This is a genomic window from Bradyrhizobium sp. sBnM-33 (assembly GCF_032917945.1).
Lineage (GTDB): Bacteria > Pseudomonadota > Alphaproteobacteria > Rhizobiales > Xanthobacteraceae > Bradyrhizobium.
This window is the reverse complement of record NZ_CP136624.1, coordinates 6,495,347-6,516,339: the sequence shown is the minus strand read 5'-3', so window position 1 is coordinate 6,516,339 and position 20,993 is coordinate 6,495,347. Positions and strand designations below refer to the sequence as shown.

Genomic DNA, 20,993 nt, shown 5'->3' with positions numbered 1-20,993 from the left:
TCCATCCGCCGCAATGTCGGATTGAGCGATGAAGATCCTTGTCTTCGGTGGCACCGGTTTTGTCGGGCTCAATATCGCCGCGGCACTGTTGGCGCGCGGTCATGCAGTGACCGTGTTCGATCGCGCGGACTTGCCGCCTGATGCAAGAAAAGACTTTGCCTCTCACGGCGAGCGGCTGAAGGCTATTCACGGCGATGTCACGGATAGGCGAGCCGTGGAAGCGGTGATCGCCGCGGGCTATGACGCCATTGTTCTGGGAGCCACGATCACCGCCGGACCGGGGCGCGAGGCAACCGATCCCGAAGCCATTCTGTGGGTAAACCTGCTGGCTCAGATACCGATCCTGATCGCGGCGCAGCGCTTTAGCGCTGGACGCATTATCAATCTGTCGTCTGCGGCAGCCTACGGCGCGAGCGCATTCCGGAACGTGCTGCTCGATGAAGGGACCCCCTGCGATCCGGCCTCGCTTTACGCCATCACCAAGTTCGCTTCTGAGAAAGTTGCGGCGCGTCTGGCCGGTCTCTGGCAACGCGAGATCATCAGCGTGCGGCTGAGCGCCGTGTTCGGACCCTGGGAGCGGAGCAACGAGGTGCGCGACACGCCAAGCCCGCAGGCGCAAATTCTGGCCGCGATGCAAGAGGGGCGCGAGGCGGTACTGGCGCGTCCGGGCTTCAGGGACTGGATCTACGCCGTGGATGTCGCAGAAGCCGTGATGTTGCTGATCGAGGCTTCGAAACCGAAGCATCAGCTCTACAACATTTCAACCGGATTGGAATGGTCCGCGTTGCAATGGGGCCAGGAACTCGCCGCGTTGCACTCTGGCTTCATTTGCCGGCTGACTGATGCGGGTCAAGTCGCGACGGTCGACCTCCACAGTCCAGCCGATCGCGCGCCGCTGTCGGTCGCGCGCATGGCGGAAGAGTTCGGCTGGCGCGCGCGGTTCGGCTGCGCGGATTCGGCGACCGACCTGAGCCGTTGGTGGACCGAGCATCGAGGGGGAAACCTGACATGAGACTGGCAGGGCGGACCGCGATCGTGACCGGCGCTGGCTCCGGCATCGGCCGGGCCAGCGCGGTGCTGTTTGCGAAAGAAGGAGCCTTTGTCGGGCTGGTTGATCGCGATAGTGCGGGCTTGCAGGAGACGCTGGCGGCGATCGACAGCATAAAGGGCGAAGCATCGGTGCATGTCGGCGACGTCAGTGAGGCCGGTTTCGCGAAAATTGCCGTGGGTGACGTCATGATGCGGCGCGGCCGGCTCGACGTGCTGATGGCTGCCGCGGGCTTTTCCTGCGGAGGCACGGTGCTGACCACCGATCCCGCCGATTGGGATGCGGTGTTCCGCACCAATGTCGGCGGCACCTGGCTCTGGTCGCGCGCGGCGGTTCCGGAGATGCAGCGGCAGGGCAGCGGCTCGATCATCACCTTGGCATCGCAGCTTGCGATCGCCGGCGGCAAGAGCAACAGCGCCTATATCGCCGCGAAGGGGGCGATCATCAGCCTGACCCGGACGATGGCCCTCGATTTCGCCACGGATGGAATCCGCGTCAACGCGATCGCGCCGGGCGCCATCGACACCCCGATGCTGCGGCGCAGTTTTGCCCGTCACGCCGACCCCGAGCCGGTGCGTGAAGCATCGCGCAACCGTCATGCCATGAAGCGATTTGGCAGGGCGGAAGAGGTGGCCGAGGCCGCGCTGCATCTTGCCAGTGATGCGTCGTCCTTTACGACCGGCACCGTGATGGTGGTCGATGGCGGTTGGCTCGTCGCATGAGCAGCGCCCTTATCGCCCTCGAAGCCCTGGTTCGTGCCGATCTTGCCAAGACCGCGCATCCGAATGCTGCATGGCTTACGCCAAAACTCGGACCGGACGGCAGACCGGCACTGGACGTGCTCGTGGTGGGCGCCGGGCAATCGGGGCTTGCGACGGCGTTTGGGTTGATGCGCTCGCAAGTGAGCAACATCCTCGTGCTCGACAAATCCGAGGAAGGAAGCGAAGGACCGTGGCTCACCTATGCCCGCATGCACACGCTGCGCAGTCCGAAGCATTTCACCGGGCCCGATCTTGATATTCCCAGCCTGACCTACCAGTCCTGGCACGAGGCGTGCTTCGGCGAGGAGGACTGGCGGAATCTCGACCTGATTTCGCGCGAGCTTTGGGCGGAATACCTGCTCTGGTTCAGGCGCGTCCTGGACCTGCCGGTGCGCAATGGTTGCGAAGTCATCGAGATCTCGCCTGCGGCAGGTGGGTTGCTCGCAGCCAAGGTGCAGACCGCCGATAGTGTCGACACCGTCTTTGCGCGGAAGATCGTGCTGGCGACGGGGCAGGAAGGCATGGGCGATTGGATCGTTCCGGAGTCGCTCCGTCACCTGCCGGCTTCAGTGTGCGTGCATGCGGCGCAGCCGATCGATTTTGCACGCCTGCGCGTCAAGCGGGTTGCGGTGATCGGTGCCGGCGCCTCGGCCTTCGACAATGCTGCGACCGCACTGGAAGCTGGTGCGGCAGAGGTGCATCTGTTTTGCCGCAGGGCGGAGATCCAGGTGATCCAGCCCTACCGCTGGCTCACCTTCCGCGGTTTCCTTCGACATTTTTGCGATCTGGATGATGCCTGGCGCTGGCGGTTTATGCGCGCCGTCCTGGAGATGCGCGAGGGTTTTCCGCAGGCGACCTACGATCGCTGCGCCCGCCATCCCAATTTTCATCTACAAGAGGGCGCGCCGATCGACGCCGTTAAGGAAACGGCTCATGGCGTCGAATTGCAGACGCCGTGGGGCGTGTTCGCCGCCGACTTCGTGATTTGCGGCACGGGTATCGACATGAATTTTGCGGGCCGGCCCGAGTTGCGAAACTGCGCCGGCAACATCGCGACCTGGGCCGACCGCTATCAGCCGCCTCCGGACGAGCGGAGCCCACGGCTTGGACGCTTTCCCTATCTCGCCGACGACTACGCGCTGATGGAGCGCGTCGCCGGCGAAACACCATGGATTGTGGACATTCATGCCTTCGCGATTGCCTCGACCATGAGCTTCGGTGCTTCGGGTTCATCGATTAACGCGATGACCACCGCTGTGCCGAAGCTCGTGCATGGATTGACACGCGGCCTGTTTCGCGCGGACATCGAGCGGCACTGGGCTTCATTCAAAGCGTATGACGTGCCGCAGGCCGTCGTCGAGCGGCGAATGCCGGTCGCGAGCGAGAAACAGTGAGCAATTTTCGACGGCGCTGGGGAGCGTTGGCTCATACCTACTATGCTTGTGCTTTCGGCGGGGCTGGTTGGCATATCCCTTGCTTTTAAGTTGATGTTCTCGTTCAGAAAACTTGGCAAAACAGGGAATAGGTCCGATGAGCGTTACAGGGTCCAGGCGTCTGCTTATGGTGGTTGCCTCTATCGCGTTGTCAGTGGCGGCTGGATCGGTGCAGGCGCAAACGCGCTCCGAAACGTTGCGCTACGTGACCGGAGCATCGGTCAACACGCTCGATCCGAATATTCCGGGTTCGACCCGCGAAGCCTTTGCGGTGAGTCTGAGCACCTACGACCGGCTGGTTTCCTTCGGCCGCAAGCAACTCAACGGCAAATGGGTGTTTGATCTCGGCAAGATCACGGGGGAGCTGGCGGAATCCTACGAGGTCAGCCCGGACGGGTTGAAGATGACATTTCGCCTGCGCAAGGACGCCAAGTTTCAGGACGGCACGCCGGTCACGGCGGAAGACGTCAAATGGTCGCTTGACCGGGTCGTCACGGCGCCGGTCCTCGGCAAGGCACAGCTCCTCACGGGATCAATGACATCAGCCGACCAGTTCAAGGTGATCGATCCCCTGACCATCGAAGTGACGCTGCCGAAACCGGACAAGCTTGCGCTGCCCAATCTCGCCACCGTCTATCCCATCATCTTCAACTCCAAGGTCGCCAAGGCCCATGCGACGGCAGACGATCCCTGGGCATTGGCATGGTTGAAGGAGAACACGGCGGGCAGCGGTGCCTACAAGATCGAGAGCTTCAAGCCGGGTGAACAGGTGATCATGGCGCGCAACGAGGCCTGGACTCGCGGTACACCTGACAAGTCGGCGTCCTTCAAACGCATCATCGTACAATCGGTGCCGGAGCCGGCGACACGCGCCAACCTGGTCGAGCGCGGCGATGCCGACCTCGTCATCGATTTGCAGGCGAGCGATGTGCAATCGCTCGAGGCAAAGGGCAAGCTGAAGGTGATCTCGACGCCCCAATACAATGCCGTCACTTTCATCTCGATGAACAACCAGATCCCGCCGTTCGACAACGTCAATGTGCGGCGCGCCGTCGCTTTTGCGTTGCCCTACGATGACATGTTCAAGGCGGCGCTGTTCGGTCGCGGGTCACCGCTGTTCGGCGCGACATGGGCAGATGGCAAACCATCGAGCGGCGCCTATCCGATCCCGCAGCCCGTGAAGCTCGACCTCGAAAAGGCCAAGGAATACCTGAAGGCGGCGGGCATGTCTGACGGCTTCTCGACCACGTTCAGCTTCAATGTCGGCCAGGCCTCGACCGCCGAACCGATGGCTGCCCTGGTGAAGGAATCGCTGGCCAAGATCGGCATCAAGGTTGATATCCAGAAGCTGCCGGACGCGCAGATGTCGACGCAGATCAATGAGAAGAAGCTTCCGTTCTTCACCGAGGGCATCGTCGCGTGGCTGCCGTCGACCGACTATTTCTACCGCAACTTCTACACCGGCAATCAGCGCTGGAACTACTCATCGATCAACAATCCGGAACTGGTGGAGATCGCGCAGAAGGCCCGCTTCGAACCCGATGCGGCCAAGTATGAGGAGGACGGCATCAAGCTCAACGCCATCCATTTCACCGAGATACCGCAGATACCGCTCTGGCAGCCGAGCCAGGACGCCGTGATGGCGTCCTCGGTCGAGGGCTACACCTACCAATTCCACCGCCAGGTCGACTATCGCGATCTCAATCGCAAGTAAGCGGTCGGCACGATGGCAGCCCTCGGAGCAACGGTGATACGGGCGGGCAGGCGCTTTCTGTCCTCGCTGCCGGCGCTCTTTGGCGTGCTCGTCTTCACCTTCCTGCTGATGCGCGTGCTGCCGGGCGATCCGGCGGTGTTCTTCGCTTCCGGGCCGAATGCCGGCAAGGAGGAGATCGAGGTCATCCGCAAGCAGATGGGCCTCAACAAGCCGGTGCCCGAGCAATTGATGTTGTATCTCTATGATGTCGGCAGCGGCAATCTCGGCAGATCGATGATGACCGGGCAGTTGGTCACGAAAGATCTCCGCGAGCGGCTGCCGGCCTCGCTGGAACTCACCTTCACGGCACTGCTGATCGCACTCGTGTCGGCGGTGCCGCTCGGTGTGCTGGCGGCCCTGAGACCCGGCTCCATCATCGATCACGGCGTGCGTTTTGTCTGCGCGCTCGGTGTCTGCGTACCGACGTTCGTTTCGGGCCTGTTGCTGATCTATGTCTTTTATTACCTGCTCGGGCTCGCGCCCGATCCGACCGGGCGCATTGATATCTTTGCGTCGCTGCCGCCAAGGCGAACCGGTTTCCTGTTGTTCGACTTCCTGCTCGCAGGCGATTTCGATGGATGGTGGGCCGCCTTCAGGCAGTTGATCTTGCCGGCGCTGAGCATGGCGCTGTTCGTGGTGGCGCCGTTGGCGCGCATCACGCGAGCCTCGATGCTGGTCTCGTTGGGCAGCGATTTCGTGCGCACTGCGCGCTCCGTTGGCCTTCCCTGGTGGCGGGTCGTCGTCACCTATGCGCTACGCAACGCCATCCTGCCGGTCATCACCATCGCAGGCATCGTGTTCTCGACCATGCTCGGCGCCAATGTCCTGGTGGAGAAAGTATTCTCCTGGCCGGGCGTTGCCTCCTACGCGCTCGATGCGTTGCTCTCTTCCGATTATGCGCCGGTGCAGGGCTTTGTACTGCTGATGGCCACCGTGTTTGTGATTGTCAATCTCTTGGTGGATATCCTTTACGGCATCGCCGATCCACGGGTGACAATCGGATGACCCCAGCGACGCTTCGCCATGCCGGCTGGATCCTGCGCGGCAACCCGCTCACGGCCGTTGCCGCTGCCGGCGTCTTCCTGCTCGCGCTGATCGCGATCATCGGGCCATGGATCGTGCCATATGATCCGATCGCCTCGAACGTGTCGCAAGCGCTGATGCCGCCGAGCGCGGCGCACATCGCCGGCACCGATCAGCTCGGGCGCGATGTGTTCAGCCGCCTTGTTGTCGCGGCACGGCTCGATCTCGCTATCGCCGTCTCGGCGGTCGGAATCTCCTTTGCCATCGGCGCCGTCATCGGCGCGATCTGCGGCTACACCGGCGGTCGGCTCGATCGCGGCGTTGGCCGCTTCGTAGACGTCGTGATGGCTTTTCCGCTTTTCGTGTTGGCCATGGCAATGGTTGCGGCGCTCGGCAACCGGGTGGAGAACATCGTCATCGCGACCGCCATTATCAATCTGCCGTTCTACATCCGCTTTGCGCGGGCGGAGGTGAATGTTCGTCGCAACGTCGGCTGGGTGGAGGCGGCGCGCGCCAGCGGCGACAGCCACCTTTCGGTCGTGCTGCGTTTCCTGCTGCCGAACGTGCTGCCGGCAATGGCGGTGCAGATATCGCTCAACCTCGGCTGGGCTATCCTCAATGCTGCCGGACTTTCCTTTATCGGCCTCGGCGTCAAACCGCCGACGCCGGAATGGGGCATCATGGTTGCGGAGGGGGCGCGTTTCATTTCCACCGGCAAATGGTGGCTGGTCGCCTTTCCGGGCCTGGCGCTGATGCTGACCGTGCTGTGCTTCAATCTGCTCGGCGACGGGGTGCGCGATATTCTTGACCCCCGCATGCGAACATGACGCGATCGTTGCTGGCATTAAGCGACCTGCACGTCACCTTCTCGACACGGCGCGGCCTTGTCGAGGCGGTGCGTGGCGTCACCCTGACGCTCGGCGAGGGCGAGATGCTCGGCCTCGTCGGCGAGAGCGGCTCGGGCAAGTCCGTCACCGGTTTTGCGATCACGCGGCTGCTCGACGCAGCCGGGCGGATCACGGCAGGCGACATCCGGTTTCGCGGGCAGGACATCACGCGGATATCGGCGGGCGATTTCCGCCATCTGCATGGCGCGGCCATGGCGATGATCTTCCAGAACCCGCGTGCAGCGCTCAATCCGATCCGTGCGGTCGGGGACCAGATCGCCGATGCGATTACAGCCCATAAGCGAATGCCGCGAGATCAAGCACGCGCGCAGGCGCTGGAGCTATTGCGCGCCGTGCAAATTCGCGATCCTGAAAAGCGGATGGCTGCTTATCCGCACGCGCTCTCCGGCGGCATGTGCCAGCGCGTGATGATCGCCATGGCGATTTCCTGCAACCCCGCGCTCCTGATCGCCGACGAGCCGACCACCGGCCTCGACGTCACGACGCAAAAGGTCGTGATGGACCTTCTGACCGGGATAGCGGCCGAGCGCGGCATGGCGACCATCCTGATCACCCATGATCTCGGTCTCGCCGCCCGTTACTGTCACCGCGTCGTGGTGATGGAGCAGGGCCGTCTGGTCGAGGAGGCCGAGCCGACGACTCTCTTCCGCGCCCCACAGCACCCCTACACCAGGCGTCTAGTGGCGGCCTCGCCCACGGCTAGTTCACGGATCGCAGATCTAGTGCCGGAAGAGGGGCGGGGGCGGTACGTTGCGATGCACGTCGCGTCCCGGCCGCAGCCCGCGCCGGGTACGCCGCCGCTGCTGGAGGTGCAGAAACTCGCAAAGCGATTCGATCAGGGCGCCGCGGCGGTAGCAGACTTTTCCATGACGATCAGCGCCGGCGAGAGCGTCGGTCTGGTCGGCGAATCCGGCTCCGGCAAGAGCACGACGTCGCGCATCATCTGCCGGCTGATCGATCCAAGCGAGGGCGAGATCGCGTTCGAGGGGCAGTCGATCGGCCACATCCCGGCCCGCGATTTTCACCGGTCACCGTTCCGCAAGGACATCCAGATCGTTTTTCAGGATCCGAACGATAGCCTCAATCCGCGGTTCACCGCCTTTGACTGCATCGCCCATCCGCTGCTGCGGCTTGGCGGTATGCGCGCAGGCGACGCCTTGCGGCGGCGGGTGGAAGAGTGCGCGCAGCGCGTGGGACTGGGGATCGAATTGCTGACGCGCTTTCCGCATCAGCTTTCGGGCGGTCAGAAGGCCCGTGTCGGCATCGCCCGCGCCATCGCCTGCCGGCCGCGCCTCTTGGTGCTGGATGAGCCGACGGCGGCGCTCGACGTCTCGGTGCAGGCGGTGGTACTGCAACTACTCGACCGGCTGCGGCGCGAGGATGACTTGGCCTTCCTTTTTGTCAGCCACGATCTCAACGTCGTGCGCATGATGTGCGATCGCACCATCGTTCTGCAGAACGGCCGGATTGTCGAACAGGGCGAAAGCCGCGCGATGTTCGACAATCCGAAAACCGCCTACACACGCGAGCTGGTCGAAGCCGTGCCGCATATCGAGCCGCAACTGGCTGCGTTCGCGACCTGATATCATTGGCGAGCGAGACAGCCGCAAGGGGCCGCTTTGGCTCGGTCAGTTGCAGTGCCGTCGAACTGCTTCAAATGGAATGCAGCGCCTGCGTGTCGGGTGATTACGAATTATGCAGCTCAAGTTAAAAAGGCGGCAGATGGCAACGTAGTGCTCAATCGAATAGGGCAGTAACGCTGTCGCGATTGGATTGCGCCGCGACGATGCGCTGCATCATCTCGACAAACGCGGCTTGCTCCCGTTCACTTAAATTATCGAGCGTGGCACGATGCGCGGCTCGCGCCGAGGCCTCGATTTTTGCCAGAAGCGCCGTTCCCGCCGGGGTCAATTTACAGAGCCGCGCGCGGCGGTCCTCATCATCTACGGCTCTCTCGACGAAATTGCGGGCGGCCAGTCGCTTGAGCGCTCCGGTCGTCGTCGTCCTGTCCAGTGCGATATCGGCCGCCAATGTGGTCTGATCGGCGGTTTTTCGCACCGCAAGCGCCGAAAGCAGGCTGTACTGCAGCGGCGTCACCTCGAATTCTCCGCAAGCTTCCTGAAATAACGCGACGTGAATCTGATGCAGCCGCCGGATCAGAAAGCCCGGTCGTTCTGACAGCGGCCACGGGCGATGTCTGGTCTCGCCATGGCGCCTTTTTGCCTTCCTCAACCCACTCTCCCAGTCTCGGAACATCGATGCGAGTAACTCGATTCGATGGGTTTCGCCACGCGAAGATCATGGCATGAACTTTGCTTTTGTAAAATACGAAGTATGCTTCGTATTTCGGCAAGACGGAAATAACGCCGCCGGCGAGGGCAGAGGAGATTGTTCATGTCGATCAGCGCCAGCTTCGACCAGCTTCTGCGCGGCGGCCGCGTGATCTGCCCGGCTTCGGGCATCGACGGGATCAGGGACGTTGCTATTCGCAACGGCAAAATCGCAGCGGTGCAGAGCGACGTTTTGCCGACCAGCGCCAGAGAGGTGATCGACGTGACCGGCAAGCTGGTATTGCCCGGCCTCATCGATACCCACGCGCATGTCTATCAATATGTCACCGGCCGCTTCGGCATGAATGCCGACATGGTGGGCGTGCAGTCCGGCGTTACGACGTTGGTCGATCAGGGCGGTCCGTCCTGCATGACGCTGCCCGGATTCCGGCACTTCGTTGCGGAGCCTGCGAAGTCGCGCGTTTATGCGTTCCTGTCGGCTTACCTGGTCGGTGGGCTAGAGGGCCATTACTATCCGCAACTGTATAGTCCTGAAGGTGTCGATATCGACGCCACGGTGAAGGCGGCGACGGCCAATCTCGACATTGTTCGCGGCATCAAGGCGCATGCTGAGATCGGCGGTTTCGCGCGCTGGGGCATTCGCGTCATCGAAATGGCGGCCGAGATCGGACGCCGCGCCGATCTGCCGGTCTATGTGCATTTCGGTCAGCTCTGGAGCCTGCCCGAGAGTGGTACCAACGGCGAAGACGTCGATACGATTTTGGCGCGCGTGATTCCCTTGCTGCGAGAAGGCGACGTGCTGGCGCATCCGTTCACACGCCACCCCGGCGGTTTCGTCAATCGTGATGGTGAAGTGCATCCCGTGATCCAAGCGGCGCTCGATCGCGGCTTGAAGGTCGACGTCGGGCACGGCAGCCATTTCTCCTATCGTCTCGCGAAGAAGGCGCTCGCCGCCGGCATTATTCCCACCACGCTCGGGGCAGACATTCACGGTTACAACACCCACGTGCCTGCGCCGGCCGGCACCCCGGACCAGCACGAGGACGACGAAAATCATCCCTTCGCCGGGCAGGCCAAGTTCAGTCTCGTTCAGGCGATGAGTTCGATGATGGCGCTCGGTCTCGCGCTTGAGCAGGTCGTGCCGATGGTCACGTCCAACCCGGCCAGGATGCTCGGCCGTGCTGACGAAATCGGCGCCCTCAAGATTGGCAGGGAGGCCGACGTCTCGGTCCTCGCGCAGCAGAGTGGACGGTTTGTCCTTCGTGACAACGAGAACAAGGAAGTTATCGCCGAGCGTCTGCTGCAGCCTGCGTTCTGCCTGCGCGCCGGTGCGCGATACGACGCAGTAGCGCCAATTCTGCCGCAGGCCGTTGCGGCGTAGCGAGGTCAGCGTCAGTTCGATCGGGGAGAACGTCACCGTGCGCAATGAGCGCGAGTTTCCTTCCGCAGACGGAGCGGGCGCCGGACAAGGCGTCGGCGCTCGGCTGCCGCGAAAGGAAGACGATCGGCTGATGCGCGGCCGCGGCCAGTTCGTGGCCGACATCCGCCTCGCCGGGCTGCAGGACGTCGCTTTTGTGCGCAGCCCTTTGGCGCATGCACTGATCCGCGGCATCCATGTGCCGGAGCGTTATCGCGGCAGCGTCTTCACTGCGGCGGATTTCACCGGCGTCAATCCGATCCGCGCAGTTTCAGGGTTGCCGGGGTTCAAGATTTCCGAGCAGCCGGTGCTTGCCACCGGCAAGGTGCGTCAGGTCGGCGAACTCATCGCCATGTGCGTGGCGCCCACGCGTGCCGAAGCCGAGGACATTGCGGCGGCGGTGGCGCTCGATCTCGAAGAGCTTCCTGCGGTCCATGACATGCTGAGGGCGCGCGAGCCGGGTTCGGCCCTGGTACACGAGCATTGGGGCGACAACGTCTTTCTCGAAACCAATTTCGAAATCGACATCTCCGGGGCATTCGATGCGCCGATCAAGCTGTCGCGTGAGATATCGACCGCACGGCAGTGCATGTCGCCGCTCGAGGGGCGCGGTGTCGTTGCGACCTTCGATCACCGTCTCGACCAGCTCACGCTGTACTCCTCGGCCCAGATGCCGCACATCACGCGCAGCGGGCTTGCCGAATGCCTCGGCATGGAGCAGGGCCGAATCCGTATCATTTCGCCCGACGTCGGCGGCGGCTTTGGACACAAGGGCATCCTGCTGCCGGAAGAAGTCTGTCTTTCGTGGCTGACGATGCGTCGCGGCCATCCCGTGCGCTGGACCGAGGACCGCCGCGAGCATCTCACGGCCAGTTCCAATTGCCGCGAGCACTACTATAAGATCACCGTCTATGCCAATCGCGACGGGCGACTGCGGGGTATCGATTGCGAAGCGACCGTCGATTCCGGTGCTTACTCGTCCTATCCGTTCTCGGCGTGCCTTGAGGCGGCGCAGGTCGCCAGCATCCTGCCGGGACCTTATTTGATTCCGGCCTATCGCTGCCGGACGTTTTCGGTCGCGACCAACAAGTGTCCGATCCTGCCTTATCGCGGCGTGGCGCGTACCGGCGTCTGCTTCGCGCTGGAGCTGATGCTCGATCTGGTCGCGGCGGAAGCCGGACTGGAGCCGGGTGACGTGCGCCTGCGCAATCTCGTGCGGCCGGAGCAGATGCCGTTCGACAACATTACCAATAAGCATTTCGACAGCGGCGATTATCCCGAAGCGATGCGACGCGCCCTGGCGTCCATCGACGTCGAGGGCGTGCGCGTGCGCCAGCGCAAGGGCGAAGCCGATGGACGAAAGATCGGCGTCGGCGTTTCCATCTACTGCGAGCAGGCCGCGCATGGGACCTCGGTTTATTCCGGCTGGGGCATTCCTATGGTGCCCGGCCATGAACAGGCGTCTGCGCGATTGACACCGGACGGCGGTCTCGAAGTCAGGGTCGGCGTGCATTCGCATGGGCAGGGTATGGAGACGACGCTGGCCCAGGTCGCGCATGAGATGTTGGGCGTCGACGTCGCCAAGGTGCGCTTGATCCATGGCGATACGGCGATGACGCCGTACTCCACGGGCACGTGGGGCTCGCGTTCGATGGTGATGGCGGGCGGCGCGGTCGCAACCGCTTGCCGCGAGTTGGGCGAGCGCGCCAGACATATCGGCGCCAAGCTGTTGCAGCACGATCCGGCCGCAGTGGTGCTGCAGAACGGCGAGGTTCGCGGCGTCAACGGCAGCGTCACCTTGAAGGAAATCGCCCATATCTGGTATCGCCGGCCGCAGGATCTGCCTGCTGACGTCGATCCCGGCGGACTGGAGGTCACGGCAGGCTACAAGCCGCAGCGCGATACCGGAACTTTTAGCTATGCCGCGCATGCCGTGGTCGTCGCCGTCGATCCGGATCTCGGAGAGGTCGAGATTCTTGATTATGTCATCGTCGAAGACGGCGGCGTTCTCGTCAATCCGATGGTCGTGGACGGCCAGATCTATGGCGGTCTGGCGCAGGGCATCGGCACCGCGCTGTACGAGGAGATGCCGTTCGACGCAGCCGGTCAGCCGCTGGCGACGACGCTTGCCGACTATCTGTTACCTGGTCCCACCGAAGTGCCGGCGCCGCGTCTCGATCACATGGAGACGCCATCGCCCTATACGCAGTTCGGCGTGAAGGGAATCGGCGAGGGCGGCGCCATCGCTCCGCCGGCCGCGATCGCCAACGCCATCAACGACGCGTTGCGGCCGCTCGGCGTGGAGTTGATGCAGTCGCCGATTACGCCATATCGCGTCGTCGAGGCGGTTCTGGCCGCGCGCGACGCAGAAAGGCCGGCGGCATGAAACCGGCGCCTTTCGGCTACGAACGTCCACGCGACTTGCAGGCGGTATTTGCCCTGCTCGGCGAGGCCAAGGCTTCCGCCAAGATCATTGCCGGCGGTCAGTCGCTTGGTCCCATGCTCAATCTGCGGCTGGTCGAGCCGCAGTTGATCGTGGACATCACCGGTCTTGCAGAGCTCAAGCAGGTCGAGCGTCGTGGCGACGAACTCGTGCTCGGGGCCTGTATCACCCACGCCGACGTCGAGGATGGACGCATTCCGGACGTCACGCGCGGCGCCATGCAGCGCGTCGCCGGCAACATCGCTTACCGCGCCGTACGCAATCGCGGCACGGTCGGCGGATCTGTCAGCCATGCCGATCCCGCGGCAGACTGGGTATCCGCGCTGTCGGCACTAGGTGCGAAATTGACGCTGCGAAGCCGCGCGGGCGCGCGCATGGTCGCGATGGATGATTTCATCGTCGGTGCGCTGGAATCTGCGTTGCACGATGGTGAGATCGTCGAAACCATTCATGTCCCAGCGATGCCGGCATCGGCGCATTGGGGCTACGCCAAGAGTTGCCGCAAGACAGGCGAATTCGCGCATGCGATCGGCGCAATCCTGATCGATCCGAGCGCCGCAACCGCCCGCGTCGTGATTGGTGCGATCGATTCGGCGCCCGTCGTCATCACGAATGCGGCGGAATTGTTCGGCGGACGCATTGCCGGCGACTACAAGGACCGCTTCGATGCGCGTGTAGCGGATGTCCTGCTGGCAAAGGCGGGCGTTTCGAATGCGGCGCATCGCCACATTCATGTGAACGTGCTCAAGCGTGCGGTCGGCGAGGCCGCCGCATGAGCATGATCGCACTTACCGTGAACCGGCGCGCGGTGCAGGTATCAGCGGAACCACGCACAAACGTTGCGGATTTTGTTCGCGAGAAACTCGACCTGACTGGTACCCATCTCGGCTGCGAACACGGCGTCTGCGGCGCATGCACGGTGCTACTCGACGGCGTCCCCGCGCGCTCGTGCATCACCTATGCGGTGGCCTGCGAAGGGGCTGAGGTCACTACGATCGAAGGACTCGACGACGACAGCGTTACGACGGAACTTCGCGCGGCCTTCACGCGCGAGCATGCGTTGCAATGCGGCTATTGCACGCCGGGGATGCTGGTCTCGGCGCGCGACCTGGTGCTGCGCCTGCCGCAAGCCGACGAGCGCCTGATCCGCGTCGGATTGAGCGGAAATCTGTGCCGGTGCACCGGCTATGTCGGCATCGTGCGGGCAGTCCAGTCCGTCATTGAAGTGCGGCGCGCCCGCAATATCGCGCCCGAACCGGACGGAGGACGGAAGATCCTAGGCCCCGTCGGCTCAGGCCGAAGTGCGCACGACGGTACCTATCGCGCCGAGCGCATCCGTCGCGCAGCAAGCGAACAAACGCTGCCTGAAACGGCCAGTTCGGTTCCTGCGATTCCGGACTTTATTCCGGCCACCGTTCTGAAGCAGCAGTTCAGCGTCGCGCACCCGCCTGGGCAAGTCTTTGCAACGTTCGACGACATCGGTGCTGTCGCGGCCTGCCTTCCCGGCGCGTCGCTGACGGCGCCGCCAAAGCCGGAGCGCGTCGAAGGCGCCATCCGGGTCAGGATTGGCCCGATCGTCGCGACATTCCAGGGGGCCGCACGCGTCGAGCGAAACCCCGCCGATATGTCCGGCCGCATCGTCGGCATCGGCAACGACCGGCGCAGCCGGTCGTTGACGCAGGGCGAAATTCGCTATCGGCTGGTGCCGATCGAGCAGGGGACGCGCGTAGACCTTTCCATCGGATATACGCTCACGGGCATGCTGGCGCAGGTCGGAAGGCCGGGGCTGGTCCGCGATCTCGCGGCGCGGCTGATCGCTGAGTTTGCCTGCAATCTCGATCACCGCCTCTCGGGTGCGTCAGCGAGTGACGCCACGGCGGCCGAGCTGAACGGAATGACGCTGGTTCTCAGTCTTTTGCGCGCGCGGGTAACGCGTTGGGTTGGTCGTTTCGCGCCCAGCAAGGACGGAACGACGTGATGGACCGAATTTCCGCCGGATTGCGGAAACGACGGGGTTTGGACTGCGGATAGATGAACAGCGTGAGATTGGAGAACCAAATGACACGGACTTTCAGAATTTTTCCGACGATTGCGCTGGCGGTCGCCTTGCTGGGTGGTGCCGCCGAGGCTCAGACCATCAAGATCGGCGTGAACGAGCCGCTTACGGGTGCGTTCGCCGCGTCCGGTACCTACGTCGTCAACGGTGCCAAGATCGCCGCCGATGAGATCAACGCAAAGGGCGGCATTCTCGGCAAGAAGCTCGAGCTCGTCATCGAGGACAACAAGAGCAATCCCACGGAAGCAGCTGCCGTCGCCGAAAAGCTGATCACGAGCGACAAGGTGCCGGTGCTGATGGGGGCGTGGGGTTCGAGCCTGACGCTTGCCGTGATGCCCAAGCTGATGGAATACGAAACCCCGATGGTGGTCGAGACCTCCTCGTCGGGCAAGATCACCACGACCGGAAATCCCTACATCTTCCGTATCTCGCCACCGTCGGCGATTGAGGCCGCTGCATTCAAAGGGATCGTCGACAAGCTCGAACTGAAGAAGGTCGATTTCCTTGTCATCAACAACGACTGGGGTCGCGGCACCGCGGAAGACTTCAGCAAGATGATGAAGGAGAAGGGCATCGCGGTCGGTACCGTCGAGACCATGGATCAGGGCGCCCAGGATATGAGCGCGCAGCTTTCCAAGCTGAAGGGCACCGATTCCGAGACCATCATCGTGACGACGGCGGTGGACCAGCTCACGCTGATCTTCAAGCAGGCCGCCGCACTCGGCCTCAAGAAGCGCATCATCACCACCGGGGGCTCACAGAATCCGGATCAGATCATCGCGCAGGCGGGTGCTGCGGCCAACGGCACCATGCATCTGACGACCTTCCTGCCCTGGTTCCCCGAGAAGACGCCGAATCCGGAAGCGACCAGCTACTTCATCGCCGAATGGAAGAAGCGCGGTTACGACTTCGCGGGCTGCACCGAAAGCTTCCGCGGCTATGACGGCATCCGCACCGCGGCGGCGGCAATCGAGAAGGCGGGCAAGGCGGAGCCTGCGGCGATCAAGGCGGCATTGTGGGACATCAAGGTGAAGGGTCTGAACGGCGATATCGTGTTCCGCAAGTCCGGTCCCGAAGGCAAGGAAAGCGGCCAGAGCCAGCCCAACGTCTATCTGATCGAAATCACCGACGGCAAGATCGGCATGAAGACGCTCTGACGTCACGTTGCTGACCGGCGAGGGCGGCAGCGAATCCGCGACCCTCGCCGGCATCTGGATATCTGGGAGCCACCTTGAGCGAGTTTCTGCAACATCTGATCAACATGCTGGTGCTCGGCGGCACCTATGCCCTGCTGGGCATCGGTCTCACCTTGATCTTCGGCATCATGAACGTCGTGAACTTCACGCATGGGGTGCTGTATACGTTCGGCGCCTACATCATGTTCATCGTGGTGCATCAGCTCGGAGTCAACTTCTTCCTTGCGCTGCCGCTTGCCGTTGCAGCCGGCTGGCTTCTTGGAGCGGCGATCGAGCTGACCTTGCTGCGGCCGCTGCGCGGCTCCGACATCGACACGACAATGCTGGTCATGATCGGCGCCTGGATCGCGATGCAGTCCGGCGCCTTGTGGATATGGGGCGGCGTGGCGAAATCGGTGACCACGCCTTTCCCCGAGGCGCCACTGGTGCTGGGACCAGTCTCGGTGTCCTGGCTGCGGCTGTTCGTCCTTGCCGCAGCGGCCATGCTGATCGTCGTCACCTATCTCCTGATCAACAAGACAAGACTCGGCTGTGCGATGCGGGCGACCTTTCAGGATCAGGACACCGCCTCGCTGATGGGCGTCAACGTCGACCTGGTCTACACCTCGACTTTCGCAATCGGTTCCAGCCTTGCCGCCGCGGCAGGCGCACTGCTCGGTCCGGTCTACGTGATCTTCCCGCAAATGGGTGATCTCGCGGCCGTCAAGGCATTCGCGATCGTGATCCTCGGCGGGCTCGGCAACATCACCGGCGCGGTGATTGGCGGTTTCATCCTGGCGCTCGCCGAAGAACTCGGCGCCGGCTATGTTTCCTCGGGATACCGTGACGCGATGGGCTTTTTGATCATTATTGCGGTTCTGATCTTCAAGCCGACCGGACTTTTCGCGCGCTCGGAGCGCGTCGGATGAAGTCAGGGGTCGCCATTCTCACGATCCTCGCGTTCGCATCGGTGCCGCTTTGGCTGCGCGATCCGTATCTCATGAACGCGCTGATCACGACCGGCATCTTCATCATCGGAGCGATGAGTCTCAATCTGCTGCTCGGATTCACCGGCCAACTCAGCCTCGGTCATATCGCGTTCTTCGGCATTGGCGCTTACGTCAGTGCATTGACGTCGCTTGGTTTCGATGCAGGCCTGCCCTTCGGCTTCCGCATTGTTCACGCTCCCTGGCCGCCGATCGCCGGATTCGTGTTGGCGATCGTTATAGCGGGATTATGCGGATATCTCGTGGGGCTGCTATCGTTTCGCGTGCGCGGCGCCTATTTCGTGATCGTGACGATTTCCTTTGCCGAAGTGGTCCGGCTGGTGGCGCTGAATTGGGTCGAGCTGACGCAAGGCCCGCTGGCGCTGACCAACATTCCCTCGATTACAATCGGATTGCCGGGTCTTGGATATCTGACCCTCCGCACCAAGCTGCAGAACTATTACCTCGTGCTTGCCGTCGCGATTGTCACCTACCTGCTGATCTCGCGCCTGGTCCATTCGCATTTCGGCCGCGCTATGCGCGGGCTGATGGAAAACGAAACGCTGGCGGTATCCGTCGGCATCGACGTGACAAAGACGCTCACTTTGGCCGCGGTGATTTCGGCCGGGATCGCGGGCGCGGCCGGCAGTCTTTACGCACACTACATCCGGATCATCGATCCCGAAGTGTTTGCTTTCATCAACACGGTGACGATGGTGATCATGGTCATCACCGGCGGCAAGGGTTCGCTGGCGGGGCCCATCGTCGGCGGCATGATCTTTGGGCTGTTGCCTGTGTTTCTGCGGCCGATCATGGCGCCGGAGGCGCAATGGATCGCGTATGGCGGCGTGCTGATCGTTATCCTGTTCGTATTGCCGCGCGGCATCGTGCCGTCGCTGGCGCTGCGATTTGCGAAACCGCGGAGCCGGGCCGAGACGGTTGCTCCGGTTGCATTCTCCGAACGCGAGTCCAAGGAGCACGCGTGATGATAGCGACCGCCTTGAAGGTCGAGAAGGTCGCCGTGCATTTCGGAGGGCTCGTTGCACTCTCGGATATGAACTTCACGGTCGGCGAGGGCGAGATCGTTAGCCTGATCGGGCCCAACGGTGCCGGCAAGACGACGGCGTTCAACGTTGTTACCGGCTTTCTGGATCCAACCCACGGCGCCGTGAGTTATCGCGGGACGGCGCTCAATGGATTGAAACCGCATCAGATCGCCGATCTCGGCTTGATCCGCACCTTCCAGCGCACCAGCGTGTTTCCCAACGACACCGTTTACGACAATCTGCTGGTCGGGCTGCATCGCGAGGGCAGGGTGAGCCTGCTCGAGGCCATTCTGGGCCTGCCGTGCGCCCGGTTGTCCCAGCGGCGCTTGCGGGAGCGGGCCAGCGAACTGGTCGAGTGGGTTGGGCTCGAACGCCGCGCCCACGATCTTGCGGGCTCGCTGTCCTATGGCGAGCAGCGGCTTGTCGGCGTGGCGCTGGCGTTGGCAGCAGATCCATCGATGCTGCTGCTCGATGAGCCGGTCTCCGGCATGAACGCCTCGGAAACCCACACCTTCGTGCAGTTGGTTCGCAACATCCGGGATCGCGGCGTCACCATCCTGCTCGTCGAGCACGACATGCCGATGGTGATGAGCGTCTCTGATAGAATTGTGGTGCTGAACTACGGCCGGATCATTGCCGAAGGACCGCCGGACGTGATCCGGAACGACCCGGCCGTCATCGAGGCCTACCTCGGGCAGGGAGCGACACGTGCTTGAGATCCGCGACATGGTCTGTGACTATGGCGGCGTTACGGCGTTGCGCGGCATTTCGCTGGAGGTCAAGTCCGGGCAGCTCGTCGCCCTGATCGGCGCCAACGGCGCCGGCAAGAGCACCACGCTGCGCGCGATCTCCGGGCTGGTTGCGCCGCGTTCGGGGTCGATGCTGTTCGAGGGCAAGGACATTGCGGGCGCCAGGCCGCCGCGCGTGGTGGCCAGCGGGATCGCGCATTGTCCGGAAGGACGGCGGGTATTTCCGCATATGACGGTTGAGGAAAATCTCGACATGGGGGCCTATCTGCGCAGCAGTGCCGCCGAGATAGCGGCTGACCGCGATCGGATCTATGCCGAGTTCCCGCGCCTGGCCGACCGCAAGCGGCAGGCCGCCGGCACCTTGTCAGGCGGGGAGCAGCAGATGCTGGCGATCGGCCGGGCGCTGATGTCACGTCCACGCCTGATCATGTTCGACGAGCCTTCCCTCGGGCTCGCGCCCAACATCGTCGAGCGAACGTTTGCGATCATCCGCGGCATCCGCGATGCCGGAACGACGGTCCTGCTGGTGGAGCAGAACGCCTTTGCGGCGCTCGAGATGTGCGATCACGCCTATCTGCTGGAAGGCGGCCGCATCGTTCTGTCCGGGCCTGGTGCGGAGATGATCGAGAACGAGCACGTGCGAAAGGCCTATCTTGGTGGATGACCGGCCTCCAATCGTCGCGTTGTCAGGCGCCGGACAATGGATGCCGGTATGCGGGCTCAGCCGGCTGATTTCACAAACAATCGTCTGCGTCCGCGTGACCGGAATCGATTTGATCCTGATCTGGAGCGAAGGACGCGCGGTGCCCTGCGAACGGATGTGCCCGCACGAACAGGCTGACCTCAGTCTTGCACACCTGTCGGGAGGACGCTTGTGCTGCCCCCTTCACGCGGCCTCATTCGATCTCCGAAATGGCCAGATTTCCTACGGCTGGCCGAGCCGGCCGTTGCGGCTATACCCCATCCGGATCAGAGACGATCAGGTCTGGATCGACACTGGAACGATCAAATCGCCCACGACCTAGCCGACGAGCTTTCGAGCGATATCGACGAGCGCGCCGTCAGGACGCCGCAGCTCGCTGAGGATGCTGAAATGGTCGGCGTCTTCGATCGGGACAAGCCTGCCTGGTGCGCCCGCGGCCATACGCGATTCATGAAGCTTGATTGAATCGAAAACCAGCGCCGGCAGTTCGGCCGTGCCGTAGGCGATGTCGAGCCGCTTGTGGACGGCGGGCAGCCGAAGCGGCGACAATCTTGCGACTTCCTGGTCGGTCAGCTTCAGCGCATTGTTAAGCCCGGTGTCGCGGATCGGTGCAAGATCGTACACTCCGGAAATCGCCAGTCCCGCGGTGACGCGTGGGTGATCGAGTGCCATGGCGACGAGATGGGCGCCGGCCGACCAGCCCGAGAGCACGACGGCTCCGGAGATGCCGTATGACTCTCCGTTTTGGGCCAGCCAATCGAGCGACCGGGATATCTCTGCCACGATTTCCGTCAACGAAGCGTCGGGAGCCAGCGAATATCCGGGAATGGCAACCGACCAGCCATGCGCAGCGACGCCTTCGACCAGCATGGCAAACAATTCGCGTGAGTTGCGCTGCCAGTAACCGCCGTGCAGAAAGACGAGGCAGGGTGCTGTCCTGTCGGCGGCCGGATAAAGATCGATCTTTGTCCTTTCGCGGTCGCCATAGGGTACATCAAGAAAGGAGTTGCGGCTGGCGCGCAGCGTTTCGGACAGCTGGTTTCTTTCCGCGATCAGCGCTGCGCTGTTCCTGACCGCCGCATTGTTGTCATAGGCGGCGTCGCGCTCCGCTTGGGAAAGCGCGGCCCAGTTCAGCCGGGGATCTGAAGACCTATCCTTTGTCGCCATGTCATCGTTCACACAAATTGCTCCTGCAGCAATA

At 62.9% G+C, this 20,993-nt stretch carries 19 protein-coding genes; 17 read left to right on the top strand and 2 right to left on the bottom strand.

The window, feature by feature from the left end; all coding sequences use genetic code 11:
* Positions 1–28: 28 nt before the first annotated feature.
* From RX328_RS30795 to nikE, 7 genes are all read left to right on the top strand, one after another.
* Entirely contained in the window at positions 29–1,012 is a 984-nt protein-coding gene (locus RX328_RS30795; protein ID WP_213253195.1) for an NAD-dependent epimerase/dehydratase family protein, read from the top strand.
* Entirely contained in the window at positions 1,009–1,770 is a 762-nt protein-coding gene (locus RX328_RS30790) for an SDR family oxidoreductase (protein ID WP_213253194.1), read from the top strand. The genes RX328_RS30795 and RX328_RS30790 overlap by 4 nt, the downstream gene beginning before the upstream one ends.
* Positions 1,767–3,203 (top strand): NAD(P)-binding domain-containing protein, encoded by a 1,437-nt coding sequence (locus RX328_RS30785; RefSeq protein ID WP_213253193.1) that lies wholly within the window; start codon positions 1,767–1,769, stop codon positions 3,201–3,203. Before RX328_RS30790 ends, RX328_RS30785 begins: the two co-directional genes overlap by 4 nt.
* 166 nt (positions 3,204–3,369) lie before the next feature.
* Complete coding sequence (locus RX328_RS30780) at positions 3,370–4,956, top strand: ABC transporter substrate-binding protein (protein ID WP_249726685.1); 1,587 nt, start codon at positions 3,370–3,372, stop codon at positions 4,954–4,956.
* A 12-nt stretch (positions 4,957–4,968) separates the two neighbouring features.
* Positions 4,969–6,000 (top strand): ABC transporter permease, encoded by a 1,032-nt coding sequence (locus RX328_RS30775; RefSeq protein WP_213253191.1) that lies wholly within the window; start codon positions 4,969–4,971, stop codon positions 5,998–6,000.
* On the top strand, positions 5,997–6,845 hold the full coding sequence (locus RX328_RS30770; RefSeq protein WP_213253190.1) for an ABC transporter permease: 849 nt from the start codon (positions 5,997–5,999) through the stop codon (positions 6,843–6,845). Before RX328_RS30775 ends, RX328_RS30770 begins: the two co-directional genes overlap by 4 nt.
* Positions 6,842–8,509, top strand: a complete 1,668-nt coding sequence (gene nikE, locus RX328_RS30765) for a nickel ABC transporter ATP-binding protein NikE (protein ID WP_213253189.1) — start codon at positions 6,842–6,844, stop codon at positions 8,507–8,509. The genes RX328_RS30770 and nikE overlap by 4 nt, the downstream gene beginning before the upstream one ends.
* Before the next feature lie 154 nt (positions 8,510–8,663).
* On the opposite strand, the gene RX328_RS30760 is transcribed toward nikE, so the two are convergent.
* On the bottom strand, positions 8,664–9,023 hold the full coding sequence (locus RX328_RS30760) for a MarR family winged helix-turn-helix transcriptional regulator (RefSeq protein WP_312018055.1): 360 nt from the start codon (positions 9,021–9,023) through the stop codon (positions 8,664–8,666).
* 297 nt (positions 9,024–9,320) lie between these two features.
* Between RX328_RS30760 and RX328_RS30755 the strand changes: the two genes are divergently transcribed.
* The 10 genes from RX328_RS30755 (at position 9,321) to RX328_RS30710 (ending at position 20,114) form a co-directional block, all read left to right on the top strand.
* The gene (locus RX328_RS30755; protein WP_213253187.1) at positions 9,321–10,598 is read left to right on the top strand and encodes an amidohydrolase/deacetylase family metallohydrolase; all 1,278 of its coding nucleotides are present in this window, start codon (positions 9,321–9,323) and stop codon (positions 10,596–10,598) included.
* Between the two features lie 130 nt (positions 10,599–10,728).
* Positions 10,729–13,020, top strand: coding sequence for a xanthine dehydrogenase family protein molybdopterin-binding subunit (locus tag RX328_RS30750; RefSeq protein WP_249726684.1), 2,292 nt, complete (start codon positions 10,729–10,731; stop codon positions 13,018–13,020).
* Entirely contained in the window at positions 13,017–13,853 is an 837-nt protein-coding gene (locus RX328_RS30745) for an FAD binding domain-containing protein (RefSeq protein WP_213253185.1), read from the top strand. Before RX328_RS30750 ends, RX328_RS30745 begins: the two co-directional genes overlap by 4 nt.
* Positions 13,850–15,055, top strand: a complete 1,206-nt coding sequence (locus RX328_RS30740) for a xanthine dehydrogenase family Fe-S subunit (RefSeq protein WP_213253184.1) — start codon at positions 13,850–13,852, stop codon at positions 15,053–15,055. Before RX328_RS30745 ends, RX328_RS30740 begins: the two co-directional genes overlap by 4 nt.
* Before the next feature lie 80 nt (positions 15,056–15,135).
* A complete protein-coding gene (locus tag RX328_RS30735; protein WP_213253183.1) occupies positions 15,136–16,290 on the top strand; it encodes an ABC transporter substrate-binding protein in 1,155 nt (384 codons plus the stop codon).
* A gap of 74 nt (positions 16,291–16,364) precedes the next feature.
* A complete protein-coding gene (locus RX328_RS30730; protein WP_213253182.1) occupies positions 16,365–17,237 on the top strand; it encodes a branched-chain amino acid ABC transporter permease in 873 nt (290 codons plus the stop codon).
* Positions 17,234–18,280 carry a branched-chain amino acid ABC transporter permease gene (locus RX328_RS30725; RefSeq protein ID WP_213253181.1) on the top strand — a complete coding sequence of 349 codons (1,047 nt, stop codon included), beginning with the start codon at positions 17,234–17,236 and terminating at the stop codon, positions 18,278–18,280. Before RX328_RS30730 ends, RX328_RS30725 begins: the two co-directional genes overlap by 4 nt.
* Positions 18,280–19,056: an ABC transporter ATP-binding protein gene (locus RX328_RS30720; RefSeq protein ID WP_213253180.1), complete on the top strand. Its 777-nt coding sequence runs from the start codon at positions 18,280–18,282 to the stop codon at positions 19,054–19,056. The genes RX328_RS30725 and RX328_RS30720 overlap by 1 nt, the downstream gene beginning before the upstream one ends.
* On the top strand, positions 19,049–19,753 hold the full coding sequence (locus RX328_RS30715; RefSeq protein ID WP_213253179.1) for an ABC transporter ATP-binding protein: 705 nt from the start codon (positions 19,049–19,051) through the stop codon (positions 19,751–19,753). Before RX328_RS30720 ends, RX328_RS30715 begins: the two co-directional genes overlap by 8 nt.
* 40 nt (positions 19,754–19,793) lie before the next feature.
* Positions 19,794–20,114 carry a Rieske (2Fe-2S) protein gene (locus RX328_RS30710; RefSeq protein WP_213253240.1) on the top strand — a complete coding sequence of 107 codons (321 nt, stop codon included), beginning with the start codon at positions 19,794–19,796 and terminating at the stop codon, positions 20,112–20,114.
* Here RX328_RS30710 and RX328_RS30705 read toward each other — a convergent pair.
* Positions 20,111–20,959: an alpha/beta hydrolase gene (locus RX328_RS30705; protein WP_213253239.1), complete on the bottom strand. Its 849-nt coding sequence runs from the start codon at positions 20,957–20,959 to the stop codon at positions 20,111–20,113. The two genes, RX328_RS30710 and RX328_RS30705, sit on opposite strands and share 4 nt — an antisense overlap.
* Positions 20,960–20,993 lie beyond the last annotated feature (34 nt).